We start from the raw sequence: 11947 nt of genomic DNA, 5'->3' as shown, positions 1-11947 counted from the left end.
CGGCCCCCCCTAGGCGTCGCCCCCCCCCCGGCCGGGGGGGGGGGTGCTGGGGGCGCCACCGCTGCCCCCCGGGGGGCGCCGCGCCCCCCCCCCCCCCCGCTGCTCGGTGGTACCCAGTCCCGCGAGGTGAAGGCGGGCGGCGAGTGGAACGTCCGGCGGGTCTCCGGATCCGCGTCGGCGAAGTCGTACCGCTGCCCGGGCTGCGACCAGCAGATCCCACCGGCCACCCCGCACGTCGTGGTGTGGCCGGACAACCCCAGCCTGCTCGGCGCCCTGGGCGGTGCGCAGTCCCTCGACGAGCGGCGGCACTGGCACACGGCGTGCTGGCAACGGAGCCGTTGATCTCGGCACGGAAAGGTGTGCGGATGAAGCTTCCGGTCACGGCGTACGGCGAGACGGGATCGCCGGTCGTGGTGATGCACGGGCTGTTCGGCTCCGGGCGGAACTGGATGACCGCCGCGCGCCGGCTCGCGGACCGGCACCGCGTGTTCGCGCTCGACCTGCGCAACCACGGCACGTCGCCGCACGTCGCCACGATGAGCTACCCGGAGATGGCCGACGACGTCCGGGAGACGATCGAGTCGCTCGGGGTCGGGCCGGTCGCGCTCGTCGGGCACTCGATGGGCGGCAAGACGGCGATGCTCACCGCGCTGCAGTACCCGGCCGCGGTCGAGCGGCTCGTCGTCGTGGACGCCGCGCCGGTCGCGTACCCGCCGGCGTTCGTCGAGTACGCGCGGGCGATGCGGACTGCCGACCTGTCGTCGGTCACCCGGCGCGCCGAGGTCGACGCCCAGCTCGCGGACGCCGTACCGACGCCGGGGACCCGGGCGTTCCTGCTGCAGAATCTGATCCTGGACTCCGACGGCGCCCGGTGGCGGCCGAACCTGCCGGTGATCGAGGCTGCGCTGCCGGCCATCTCCGGCTGGCCCGCGGTCGAGGGGCTGCACTACGACGGGCCGACGCTGTTCATCTACGGCGGCAAGTCCGACTACGTCCAGCAGGACCACCGCGCGGCCATCGCGGCGTACTTCCCGCACGTCCAATACACCGAGGTCCCCGAAGCCGGCCACTGGGTCCACGCCGAACGCCTCGACGACTTCCTCGCCGCCCTGACACCCTTCATCAACTGAAGAACACAGAAAGAAAGAACAGAGATATTCCTGTCGAGATGCCGCCCAAGCACCCCCGAGACAGCTACCTGACTCCGGGCCTGCACAGCAGACAACCGACCAACTCGGAGTGGGAGCCTGGCCGGGGTGTGCTCGCTCCTCGTGGGCCGTCCGGGCGAGCTGGCTCAGGTGTCTGGCAAACGGTTGTCAGTAATCCATTGACCTCAGAGCGGCTGCGTCGGTAAGTTTTCAACCCAGTTCCTGCAGGATCCACGATCTGGGTTGGGTGTGGTGGCGATGGCGGTCCGGACCGGCGCGCAGCGTCTGGCCGAGGACCCGGGGCTGGTGCCGGACGGGCGCCTGGGACTGATCACGAACTTCACCGGCGCGCTGCCGGATCTCACGCCGACGCCGGTGGCGCTGCGTGCGGCCGGCCTGCCGTTGACGGCGCTGTTCGGTCCCGAGCACGGCCTCCGCGGTACGGCGCAAGCGGGCGAAAGCGAAGGCGAGGGCGTCGACCCGGACACCGGGCTCCCGGTCTTCGACACGTACCGGCGCAAGGGTCGGGAGCTCGACGACCTGTTCTCCGGCGTCGACGTGCTGCTGTTCGACATCCAGGACATCGGGACGCGGTTCTACACCTACATCTGGACGATGTACGACAGCCAGCAGGCGGCCGCGCGGCTCGGTCTGCCGTTCGTCGTGCTGGACCGGCCGAATCCGCTCGGTGGCGTCCGCGTCGAGGGACCGATGCTGCAGCCGGGCTTCGAGAGCTTCGTCGGGCGGGCGCCGATCCCGCTGCGGCACGGGCTCACGGTCGGCGAACTCGCCCGGCAGCTGGGCCCGGCAACCGTCGTCGAACTCGAAGGCTGGAGCCGGACGGCGACCGGCACCGGGATGCCCTGGGTGCCGCCGTCGCCGAACATGCCGACGCCCGACACCGCCCTCGTCTACCCCGGCACCGGCCTCTTCGAGGGCACCAACCTCAGCGAGGGCCGCGGTACGACGCGACCGTTCGAGACGATCGGGGCGCCGTACGTCGACGACCGGCTGGTCCGGGCGCTGCGCTCGTGCGAGCTGCCCGGCGTGATGTTCCGGCGGACCTGGTTCGAGCCGGTGTTCAGCAAGTACGCCGGCCAGCCGGTGCCCGGCGTCCAGTTGCACGTCGTCGACCGGGACGCGTTCGAGCCGGTGCGGACCGCGCTGGTGATGCTCCGGGTGCTGAACGAGCTCTACCCCGACGACTTCGGGCTGTTGCCGTCGCTCGACAAGCTGTGGGGCTCGGACTCGCTGCGGAAAACGCTGGAGGCCGGCGACGACCCGCTCGAGCTCTTGCCTACGGCAACCACCCCCGCCGGCTGGACGCGGCCTGGCGTGCTGCTTTACGAAGGGAAGGCCGGATGAGCCGCTCCGAGGGTCCGCCCGCGGCGGGCGGCAACGCCACCATCCGCTCCGCAGGTGCGGCTGCGGGTGGTGATGTGGCGATCCGTTCGTTCCAGGTCGGGGACGGACCGGCGATCGCTGCCGCGTGGACCGCCGCCGCGCCGGCCGATCCGATCAGCTACCGGCGTTTGCGGGACCTGTTACTGCTCGACCGCAACTTCGACGCGGCCGGTCTCCAGGTTGCCGTGATCAATGATCAGATCGTCGGCGCCGCGTACGCCGTCCGCCGCCTGATCGCCGTCGACGCCGACGACCTGGAGCCGGCGCCCGGCTGGATCCCGTTCTTCTTCGTGCATCCGTCGCTCCGGGGCCAGGGGATCGGCCGCGAGTTGTTGTCCGCGGCAATGGACTGGCTCCGGTCGCAGGGCCGGTCCGAGGTGTTCTTCTCGTCGTACACCCCGAACTACTTCCTCCCCGGCCTCGACGCGGAGCGCTACCCACAGGCCGCCCGGCTGCTCGGCGCGCTGGGCTTCGAGCGCCGGTACGACGCGGTCGCGATGGACCGCGGCCTCGTCGGGTACGCCGTTCCGGACGACGTCCGTGAGCGGATCGACGCCCTGACGGCCGCGGGCTACACGTTCGGAACACCGTCCGGCGACGAGCTGACCGCGCTGATCGCGATCGCCGGCGCGGAGTTCAACCCGGACTGGGCGCGCGCGATCCGCGAGGGCGTCGTGTCCGGTCTGCCGCTCGATCGCATCGTGGTGGCACGTGAGCCCGGCGGGGCGATCCTCGGCTGGGCGATGCACGGGACGTACGAGGCGGTGATCGACCGGTTCGGGCCGTTCGGCGTCCTGCCGGCCTCCCGCGGCACCGGACTCGGGAAGGTGCTGCTGCACCTGACGCTCGAACGGATGGTCGCCGCCGGCGCGCACAGCGCCTGGTTCCTGTGGACCGGCGAGAAGTCCGCCGCCGGGCAGCTGTACCTGAAGACGGGGTTCGAGATCACCCGCACGTTCACCATCCTCCGGGCGCCCCTGCACCCGGCTGGCTGAAAGGAGTGACATGAGCATCGCCAGAGGTTTGCGGCTTGCTGTTGTCCTGGGGCTCCTCGCTACGGCCGCTGCCTGCGGCAGCGGCAGCGGCTCGGGCGGCAGCGGCGACAAGGTCGAGCTGACACTGCTGAGCCACTACAGCGACGGCCCGTCGAAGGACGGGCTGGACAAGATGATCCAGCAGTGGAACAAGGACAATCCGAAGATCCAGGTGAAGGCGCAGGTGGTCAAGTTCGACGACCTGCTGACCACGATGACGGTCCGGCAGACCGGCGGTCGCGGCGCCGACATCGTCAGCGCCTACGGCCTGTGGGGCGGCCAGCTGATGAAGGCGAACGTCGTCGCGAAGGTGCCGGACGACATCGCCACGAAGATCAAGGCCGAGTACAGCCCGGCCGCGCTCGGCGCCGTCACCACCGGCGACACGTTGCTCGGCTACCCGACCGAGCTGAACACGTATGTGCTCTTCTACAACAAGAAGATCCTCGCCGCGGCCGGTGTCAGCAAGCCGCCGACGACCTGGGCCGAGCTCGCCGACGCGGCGCGCAAGACCGTCAAGCGTGATGCGAAAGGCAACATTCAGGTCGAGGGCCTGAGCCTGATCCAGGACGGCGACAACAAGTCGGTGCATCCGTTCCTGTCGCTGCTCGACGCGGCCGGCGGGAAGTTCCTCGGCCCGGACGGAACGCCGCAGTTCGACAACGCCGAGGGCAAGGCGGCGCTGAAGTTCGAGGCCGACCTGGCGGCCGCGAAGGCGACCAACCCCTCGATCATGCCGACCAAGCAGTTCCGCAGCGGCGGGGTCGCGATGGCGATCCAGGCCGGCTGGTGGATCGGCAGCCTGAAGACCCAGATGAAGGACAAGTACGGCACCGACGTCGGCGTGACGGCGATCCCCGGTCCGACGCCGGGCAGCAAGGGCTCGCTGGCGTACGGCTTCTTCATGGGCGTGAACCAGCGCAGCAAGCACGCGGACGAGGCGTGGAAGTTCCTCACCTGGATGAACGAGCACAAGGCGGCCGAGGGTAACGTCACGGAGACCGGCAAGTGGCTGGCCGACCAGGGCCTGATTCCGCCGCGGACTGCCGACCAGGCGGAGTACAAGAAGTCGCTGTCGGACCCGAACCTGACGCCGATCTACGACGCCGCGACGTACGCGATGGCCGAGCCGAACCAGCCGGGGGCGTACGAGGCGAAGACCGCGCTGCACAACGCGATCATGGGCGTGCTGGCCGACGGCAAGGGTCCTGACGACGCGCTGGCGCAGGCAGCCAAGGCGGTCAAACCGCAATGACGACCGCGGTCAGCAGGGTCGGTGCCGTCGCGGCGCCGGCCCGGCGGCTCGGCCGGCTGCATCGCGAGGGACGGGCCGCGTACCTGTTCCTCGCGCCGGCGCTGCTGTTCTTCTGCGTGTTCCTGATCCTGCCGTTCCTCTTCGCGATCGTGCTCGCGTTCTCGGACTGGGGCGGGTTCGACCTCGGCACGCTGGAATGGTCCGGGACCGGGAACTTCCGCGAGGTGCTGAGCTTCGACGGGACGTTCGTCAAGCCGATCCTGGTGAACACGCTGCTGTTCGCGTTCGGCTCGGTGTTCCTGGCGACGTTCGGATCGGTGCTGGTGGCCTACTGCATCGACCGGCTGGCGTTCCAGGGGTTCTGGCGTGTGCTGTACTTCCTGCCGGTCGTCGCCACGGTCGTGGCCATCGGCAACGTGTGGAAGATGATGTACCAGCCGGCCGGGCTGATCAACGGCGTACTGAACAGGCTCGGCGTGAACAGCGTCGGCTTCCTGTCCGACTCCTCCTACGCGCTGCCGTCGGTGACCGTCGTGCACGCCTGGGCCTCGATCGGCGGCGCCGTGCTGATCCTGACCGCGGGGCTGAAGGCGATCCCGGAGATGTACTACGAGGCGGCCGAGGTGGACGGCGCGAACGCGTGGCACCTGTTCTGGTCGATCACCCTGCCGCTGCTCCGGCCGGCGTTGCTGTTCGTGCTGATCACGCAGTTCATCGGCGGGCTGCAGTCGTTCGCGCTGATCATCGTGATGACCGGCGACGGCGGGCCGGTGAACGCAACCAACGTGGCGGCGTTCGAGATGTACCAGCGGGCCTTCAAGTACGGCGCCTGGGGGACGGCCAGCGCGATGGCGATGGTGTTGTTCGTGATCATCCTGGCGATCACGCTGCTGCAGCTGTGGATCGCCCGGCGGCGCGGAGAGGAGACCTCGTGAAGCGGCGCGGCAGGTTCCCGTGGTTCGCGTACCTGGTGGTGGTGCTGGGCGGCGTCGCGATGGTGATGCCGTTCCTCGACATGGTGATGAGCTCGTTCAAGGGCCCGGGCGAGTACGGCGTGATCCCGTACAGGCTGCTGCCGTCGTCGTTCAACCTCGACAACTACCGCGAGGCGTTCTCGCAGCTGGAACTGCCGCGGCTGTTCCGCAACAGCGTGATCGTCACGGTCAGCGTGACGGTTTCGGTGCTGATCACGTCGGCGCTCGCCGGGTACGCGCTGGCCAAGCTGCGGTTCCGCGGCCGCGCGGTGATCTTCCGGTTCATCCTCGCGACCATGATGCTGCCGCCGTTCCTGCTGCTGATCCCGACGTTCCTGATCATGCTCAACTGGCCGCTGGCCGGCGGCAACGACATCCTCGGCCGCGGCGGCGACGGCGGACTGACCACCAGCCTGCTCGCGCTGATCCTGCCGTTCACGGTGTCCGGGTTCGGGATCTTCCTGATGCGCCAGTTCATGGTCTCGCTGCCGGACGAGATGCTCGAGGCGGCCAAGATCGACGGCGCGAACCAGTGGCAGATCTGGCGGCTGATCGTGCTGCCGCAGACCAAGCCGGTCGCGATCACGCTCGGCCTGATCACGTTCATCGGCACCTGGAACGAGTACATCTGGACGCTGCTGATCTCGTCCTCGGACCCCTCGTTGCAGACGCTGCCGGTCGGCATCCAGCTGCTGCAGAGCTTCCTCGACCCGGACCGCACGATGCCGATCGTGATGGCCGGCCTGGTGATCAGCACGCTGCCGGTGCTGGTCGTGTTCCTGATGTTCCAGAAGTACTACGTGCGTGGCGTCGTACTCAGCGGCCTGAAGTGAGGAGACCCTTGTGACCAGAACAGTGCTCGCCGTCGGTGCGCACATCGGCGACATGGACCTGACCGCCGGGCCGACCCTGGCCAAGCTCGTGCTCGAGGGCGCGTCGGCGACGATCGTTGCGCTGACGCCGGGCGAACGCGGTCACCCGCGGATGACGCCGGCGGAGTACAAGACGCAGAAGATCGCGGAGGGTACGGCGTTCGCGGAGGCGATCGGCGCGGACTTCACGGTGCTCGACCACAGCGACGGATTCCTCCCGTCGACCGACGACGTGGCGCTGCAGCTGGCCCAGATCATCCGCGAGAAGCAGCCGGACACGATCATCACGCACTGGAAACACTCCATCCACCGCGACCACGAACACACCGCGGTGCTCGCCGAGCGCGCCCGTTTCCTGGCGGGCCTGCCGCTGTCGGCCGACGACGACTTCCCGGCGATCACGGCGTACCCGGAACTCGCCGCGAAGGTGGCCGCGCTGCCCCGGCACGGCGTCCGCTCGTTCCTGCACGCGGAGAACTGGGAGGACATGGAGGGCTTCACGCCGTCGCTGTACGTTCCGATCCCCGACGAGGCCTTCTATCTCTGGGTGAACGCCATCCGCCACCAGGCCTTCGCCCGCGGCGAGACGTACGGCTTCCGCTACATCGACTACTACACCGCCCTGATGACAACCCGCGGCTGCCTCGCGTCGTACCCCCGCGCCTGCGCGTTCCACACCAGCCAGTCGCCGGAGGTCAGCAAGCTCGCCGGACCGTAGATTACGTCGTACCGGTGATCGAGAGGAGTGGGCTGTGGCTGAGGTGCGGTTGGTGGTTCAGTCGGACGACTTCGGGATGTGTCATGCGGTGAACACCGGGACCGTCCAGGCGTTCCGCGAGGGAATCGTGACGCAGGTGTCGACGATGGCGGCCTGTCCCTGGTTCACCGAGGCGGCCGCGCTGGCGCGGGAGTTCGCGATTCCGGTCGGGGTGCACCAGACACTGACGTGCGAGTGGGACAACCTGCGCTGGCGGCCGTTGACGGACGGGGCGTCGCTGGTGGGGGAGGACGGCACGTTCCGCCGCACGGTCGCGGAGGCCGCGGCGGGTATCTCCCACGAGGACGCGGTGCGGGAGCTGTCCGCGCAGGCGGCCAAGTTCGCCGCCGAGGGGCTGACGCCCGAGTACCTCGACTTCCACATGGGAGCGTCGGTGCCGTCGGCGTACGACGAGGTGTCCGCGGCGCTCGGCAAGCCGTTCATCTACGGGCCGGACTGGTCGTCCCGGTTCGCGTCGATCGAGATCCTGAGCGACCGGGAGGCCGCGGACAAGAAGCCGTGGATGCTCGCGTATCTCGACGCGCTGACCCCCGGCGTACACCTCCTCGTCACCCACTGCGCCGCCCCCGACCCCGAACTGGCCGCCCTCCACCGCCCCGGCTCCGACACCTACCGCTGGGCCGAGGAATACCGCCTCTCCGACCAGACCATCGCCGTGGACCCCGACATCCGCCAGTCGATCAACGACCGCCGAATCGAGCTGACCACCGTCCAGTCAGCCTTCGCCAGCTGACCCTGTCAGCCGAGTCGTGGAACCGTCGAGTCGTGAGGAATGGTGGATGAAATCTGCACCGATCCACGACTCGCGATCCTGCCTGCGAACCTTTTGCCACGACTCGGCAGTTGTGGGCATGGATTGGTAGGGTCGCGGGCTGTGGTCAGTGAGGACGCTCGATCCCGTGCGGCGGCTGCTCGCTGGATGGTCGCCCAGGACGCGCGATGGATCGCCGACGCCATGTTGTCGACGTCGAACCACGAGAGTGGTTCGGGGTGGTTGCCACTCGTGTTGATCGGACACAGTTCACGGATCGTTTACGAGGGATCGATTCTGCTTCGTTCGTCGGATCCAGTTGTAGGCGAGCCACACCTGGCCGCGCTCCTCGATGACCGGTACGGCGAAACGATCGAACGGTCTCGCCATGCCGGCAAGTTGCTCGACGACACGCTGAAGTCTTACGCACAACTCAAAGACGAGATGTCCGAGTTCTACCTCGTTCATCACGACGAGTTCTCGGGTAACGCGGTGTGGTTCGCACGCTGGCTCGAGACTGATCTCGGGCTGTATTGCGTGCCAGGCGGTCGCATCCTGGGCAACAACGTGACTGGTCATTTTCGGGCGGGGCTGAGCAGCGAGGTCCGCCTGGCCCAGATGGGCCATCAACTGTTCGAAGTCGCAAAGGGACAAGGTGGAGCGCTAGCGGTCCTCGCGGCTGCCGCCGGCGACGCGACACCCCCCACCTCGACGTTCGACTACGCCGGCCTGGGGCGCATGGTCGGCAAGGACCGGAAGACGTTGGCGTATCTCGCAAACCGGTATGACCCAGTTCTTCCGATGGAGTCGAAGCTTCTGCTGCTGATGGTCGAGGCTGAGATCAACACCACGGACGTCGTCCTGCCGCTGATCGAACAAGGCCACGAGGAGGCGGTCTTCCGGGCCCGCATGATCAGTACCTACCACGCACTCCGAACTGTCGAGGAGATCTTGAACGCAGATCCGGCGGCGGATTCGCCGGCGACCATCCGGGTTCGATCGTTGCTGGACGAGTCGTCGACTCGTGGGCTGCTCGACGATCGCGGCGTACGGCAAGTGCGAAATCGGTGCATGCATTACGAGATCCGCAACCGGTCCCTTGCGCTCGATGCGGCGCTGCCGATGTTCGGGATCGTCGAAGCGTTGTGCGGCCTCACGTTCGACCAATTGAACGTCATCGTTCGGGCGATCAGTGGCCGGCTTGCGGAGGTCTTGAGCCTTTGGCGGGTTTGACCGGAGGTCCCGTTCGGCGCTTCTGTCCATCATCTGTTGTGCGGAGGGCGCCCGGTGGCGAACCGGTGGCGGCCCTCACGTGGCGGGTGAGGTGGCTGACCGAGTGGTAGCCCGTCAGGTCGGCTACGGCTTGGAGGGGGAGGGTCGAATTGCGGATGTGGGCGAGGGCGTGACGTAGGCGGACTGCCTGGAGCGCTGCCTGCGGGCTCGTGTTGCGGAGGCGGGCGAACGCGGCCCGGAGGCCGGAGACGGAGATGCCCAGCTCGTCGGCGACCCGCGAGATCCGGAGTCCGCTGGCGAAGCGTTCTTCGAACAGCTGCTCCGCCTGGGCGACGAGTTGTTCGGCAGGAGTTACGGCGGGCGTGGCGGCGGCGCGACGAAGGCGGAGGTCCAGCTCGGACAGCAGCAGCGTGCGAAGCTCGTCGCTGTCGGGCGTGGGATGCGTGCTCTCGCGGACGAGGGCGTCGAACACGCGGCGCAGGGTGTGGTCCGTGTCGTCGTAACACAGGCGCGGCCACGGGTGGGTGGTTGCGGCGTCCACCTGGACGAAACGATTCGCGTACCCGGTGCGGCTCAGCTCGGCGTGCCACGTGTGCGGAGGCGTGAGGAGCACGGTGCCGGGCGTGGCGTCGTACGTCTCGTCGCCGACGGGGCAGGTGATCCGGCCGCGAACGTAGTACACGAGCTCCCATGAGGTGTGCGCGTGCGGCGGGTAGTCCTTGCCGGGCGCGGCGGTGTGGACGCCGGCGCCGAGGAGTCGTGGCGATTTGTGCACAAGCCCTGTCGCCTCCTGCATTGTGTGGCGGGTACGTCGGGTCGATGCTGGCATCGATTCGTGCATCTTGTGAAGGAGTGCCTGGGATGGATATGACGACCGCGCTGCGCGAGCTCGGCGTGACCGACGACGTACTCACGCAGGACGAGAAAGACCAGCTCGACCGCGACGGGTACCTGCCGCTGGAGGGGATCCTGACCGCGGACGAGGTGGCCGCGATCAACGAACGGCTCGCCGAACTGACCGCTGCCGAGGGGGACCGGGCCGGCCTGGAGGTGCATCAGGAGAAGGGCACGGACCGGCTCGCGGACCTGGTGAACAAGGATGCGAGGTTCGCGGTGTGCTTCAGCCACCCGCGGGTGCTGGCGGCGATGCGGCATGTGCTGGGTGAGTTCCGGCTGTCGTCGCTGAACAGCCGCGCGGCTCTACCTGGCGAAGGGCATCAGGCCCTGCACGCCGACTCCGGCCATCCGGTCGAGCCAGGTGCGTACGAGGTCTGCAACTCGATCTGGCTTCTCGACGACTTCACCCCCGAGAACGGCGCGACCCGCGTCGTCCCCGGCTCCCACCGCCGCGGCACCATGCCCGCCGACGAGATGCCCGACCCAGCCGCCGCCCACCCCGACCAGATCCAGCTCACCGGCCGGGCCGGCACCGTCGTCGTCTTCAACAGCCATCTGTGGCACGGCGGCACCAAGAACCACACCGACAAACCCCGCCGGGCCCTGCACTCCTACTTCGCCCTGCGCCACCTACCCCAGCAACTCGACCAGCAGGCGTACCTCCGCGTAAACACCTACAACCACCTGACCCCCGCCCAGCACTACATCCTCGACGTCACCGCCTGAGGGATCCGTCTATCCAATTTGCCTTGAAAGTGTCTAGCCAACTAGCCTAAAATCATGGTCAGTGAGCAGCCGACACGGAAGGTCGTGAAGGCGTTCAGGGACGCCGGTTGGCCACCGGATGATCTCCCCCGGGATCGTCCGGAAGGTCGACAAGGCACTCGCCGAGTGTGAGGAGGAGCGGTGAAGACCTACGAGGTGACAGTCAGCCGGGAAGACCGTTGGTGGATGGTTGCTGTCCCGGAGCTCGGGGGAGTGACCCAGGCGCGGCGGCTCGACGAGGTCGAGCAGATGGCACGGGAGTTCATCGCGGTGTCCACCGATGTACCGCTGTCGAAGGTCGCGGTCGAAGTGGCCGGAATCGACGCGGACGGGCAGAACCTGCTCGAGGCGAAAACGCTGGTCGACGCCCTCCGCCGCCGGGCGAAGGACCTCGAAGCCCTGGTCGCCGAGCTCACGCGCGAGGTGGCCTCTGCACTGACGGACGCAAGCGTTCCCGTCCGCGACGTGAGCAGCATCCTCGGCGTCTCCCACCAACGCGTCTCTCAGTTGGTGCAGGCAGCCGCAAACGAAGAATCCGGCCGGAAGGCGATGCGGCAAGCGCGGCAGGAGTTCACCCACGACCTCGTCATCAGACTCGACGACGGACGATCCCTACAACTGATCGAAATCACCGAACCGAAGCGCAGCCGGACCGGAAAACCGGAGATCGAACAGGGCGCCGAGGAGAACGATCGTCGGGTTCGGAAGGCGGTGCGTGCCCGCGCGTCCAAGCGTCCCAGCCCTGCCGCTCGCTGACCGCGTGGGTGAACCGACGAGGAGTTGACGAAGGCAGACGGCGGCATCCGATCGGCCTGCCGACGTGGCGATTGCGAGCG

General features: G+C 68.2%; 13 protein-coding genes. 12 read left to right on the top strand and 1 reads right to left on the bottom strand.

Translation table 11 applies throughout. The features are described 5' to 3' along the window. Window positions 1-126: 126 nt before the first annotated feature. The 10 genes from ABZX12_RS36215 to ABZX12_RS36170 all read left to right on the top strand — a co-directional run bounded on the left by ABZX12_RS36215 (window position 127) and on the right by ABZX12_RS36170 (window position 9449). Window positions 127-342 (top strand): hypothetical protein, encoded by a 216-nt coding sequence (locus ABZX12_RS36215; RefSeq protein ID WP_355699967.1) that lies wholly within the window; start codon window positions 127-129, stop codon window positions 340-342. A 23-nt stretch (window positions 343-365) separates the two neighbouring features. After that, complete coding sequence (locus ABZX12_RS36210) at window positions 366-1130, top strand: alpha/beta fold hydrolase (RefSeq protein WP_355699966.1); 765 nt, start codon at window positions 366-368, stop codon at window positions 1128-1130. Window positions 1131-1406: 276 nt separating this feature from the next. Beyond that, window positions 1407-2513 carry a DUF1343 domain-containing protein gene (locus ABZX12_RS36205; RefSeq protein ID WP_355699965.1) on the top strand — a complete coding sequence of 369 codons (1107 nt, stop codon included), beginning with the start codon at window positions 1407-1409 and terminating at the stop codon, window positions 2511-2513. Next, on the top strand, window positions 2510-3547 hold the full coding sequence (locus tag ABZX12_RS36200) for a GNAT family N-acetyltransferase (RefSeq protein ID WP_355699964.1): 1038 nt from the start codon (window positions 2510-2512) through the stop codon (window positions 3545-3547). The genes ABZX12_RS36205 and ABZX12_RS36200 overlap by 4 nt, the downstream gene beginning before the upstream one ends. A 10-nt stretch (window positions 3548-3557) precedes the next feature. Next, window positions 3558-4841, top strand: a complete 1284-nt coding sequence (locus ABZX12_RS36195; protein ID WP_355699963.1) for an extracellular solute-binding protein — start codon at window positions 3558-3560, stop codon at window positions 4839-4841. Continuing rightward, window positions 4838-5776 (top strand): sugar ABC transporter permease, encoded by a 939-nt coding sequence (locus tag ABZX12_RS36190; protein ID WP_355699962.1) that lies wholly within the window; start codon window positions 4838-4840, stop codon window positions 5774-5776. Before ABZX12_RS36195 ends, ABZX12_RS36190 begins: the two co-directional genes overlap by 4 nt. Continuing rightward, window positions 5773-6648 (top strand): carbohydrate ABC transporter permease, encoded by an 876-nt coding sequence (locus ABZX12_RS36185; protein WP_355699961.1) that lies wholly within the window; start codon window positions 5773-5775, stop codon window positions 6646-6648. Before ABZX12_RS36190 ends, ABZX12_RS36185 begins: the two co-directional genes overlap by 4 nt. A 10-nt stretch (window positions 6649-6658) precedes the next feature. Continuing rightward, window positions 6659-7405 (top strand): PIG-L family deacetylase, encoded by a 747-nt coding sequence (locus ABZX12_RS36180; protein ID WP_355699960.1) that lies wholly within the window; start codon window positions 6659-6661, stop codon window positions 7403-7405. Between the two features lie 34 nt (window positions 7406-7439). Beyond that, window positions 7440-8198: a ChbG/HpnK family deacetylase gene (locus ABZX12_RS36175; protein ID WP_355699959.1), complete on the top strand. Its 759-nt coding sequence runs from the start codon at window positions 7440-7442 to the stop codon at window positions 8196-8198. Between the two features lie 141 nt (window positions 8199-8339). After that, the gene (locus ABZX12_RS36170; protein ID WP_355699958.1) at window positions 8340-9449 is read left to right on the top strand and encodes a hypothetical protein; all 1110 of its coding nucleotides are present in this window, start codon (window positions 8340-8342) and stop codon (window positions 9447-9449) included. Here the strand turns inward: ABZX12_RS36170 and ABZX12_RS36165 are convergent. Continuing rightward, window positions 9406-10245 (bottom strand): AraC family transcriptional regulator, encoded by an 840-nt coding sequence (locus tag ABZX12_RS36165; RefSeq protein ID WP_355699957.1) that lies wholly within the window; start codon window positions 10243-10245, stop codon window positions 9406-9408. The genes ABZX12_RS36170 and ABZX12_RS36165 overlap by 44 nt on opposite strands. A 65-nt stretch (window positions 10246-10310) precedes the next feature. Here ABZX12_RS36165 and ABZX12_RS36160 point away from each other — a divergent pair, with 65 nt between their 5' ends. Both ABZX12_RS36160 and ABZX12_RS36155 read left to right on the top strand, forming a co-directional pair. Further along, window positions 10311-11072 (top strand): phytanoyl-CoA dioxygenase family protein, encoded by a 762-nt coding sequence (locus tag ABZX12_RS36160; protein WP_355699956.1) that lies wholly within the window; start codon window positions 10311-10313, stop codon window positions 11070-11072. 180 nt (window positions 11073-11252) lie between these two features. After that, on the top strand, window positions 11253-11867 hold the full coding sequence (locus ABZX12_RS36155) for a hypothetical protein (protein WP_355699955.1): 615 nt from the start codon (window positions 11253-11255) through the stop codon (window positions 11865-11867). The last annotated feature ends 80 nt before the right edge of the window (window positions 11868-11947 follow it).

This window comes from Kribbella sp. NPDC003505, from assembly GCF_040610875.1.
Taxonomy (GTDB): domain Bacteria; phylum Actinomycetota; class Actinomycetes; order Propionibacteriales; family Kribbellaceae; genus Kribbella.
The sequence above is the reverse complement of the archived record's forward strand: the minus strand, read 5'-3'. Positions and strand labels throughout refer to the sequence as shown.

Excerpts from the sequence above, each read along its gene's own strand:
- ABZX12_RS36200 (WP_355699964.1), top strand. The coding sequence starts at position 2,510 with ATGAGCCGCTCCGAGGGTCCGCCCGCGGCGGGCGGCAACGCCACCATC.
- ABZX12_RS36195 (WP_355699963.1), top strand. The coding sequence starts at position 3,558 with ATGAGCATCGCCAGAGGTTTGCGGCTTGCTGTTGTCCTGGGGCTCCTC.
- ABZX12_RS36190 (WP_355699962.1), top strand. The coding sequence starts at position 4,838 with ATGACGACCGCGGTCAGCAGGGTCGGTGCCGTCGCGGCGCCGGCCCGG.
- ABZX12_RS36210 (WP_355699966.1), top strand. The coding sequence starts at position 366 with ATGAAGCTTCCGGTCACGGCGTACGGCGAGACGGGATCGCCGGTCGTG.
- ABZX12_RS36205 (WP_355699965.1), top strand. The coding sequence starts at position 1,407 with ATGGCGGTCCGGACCGGCGCGCAGCGTCTGGCCGAGGACCCGGGGCTG.
- ABZX12_RS36160 (WP_355699956.1), top strand. The coding sequence starts at position 10,311 with ATGGATATGACGACCGCGCTGCGCGAGCTCGGCGTGACCGACGACGTA.
- ABZX12_RS36165 (WP_355699957.1), bottom strand. The coding sequence starts at position 10,245 with ATGCAGGAGGCGACAGGGCTTGTGCACAAATCGCCACGACTCCTCGGC.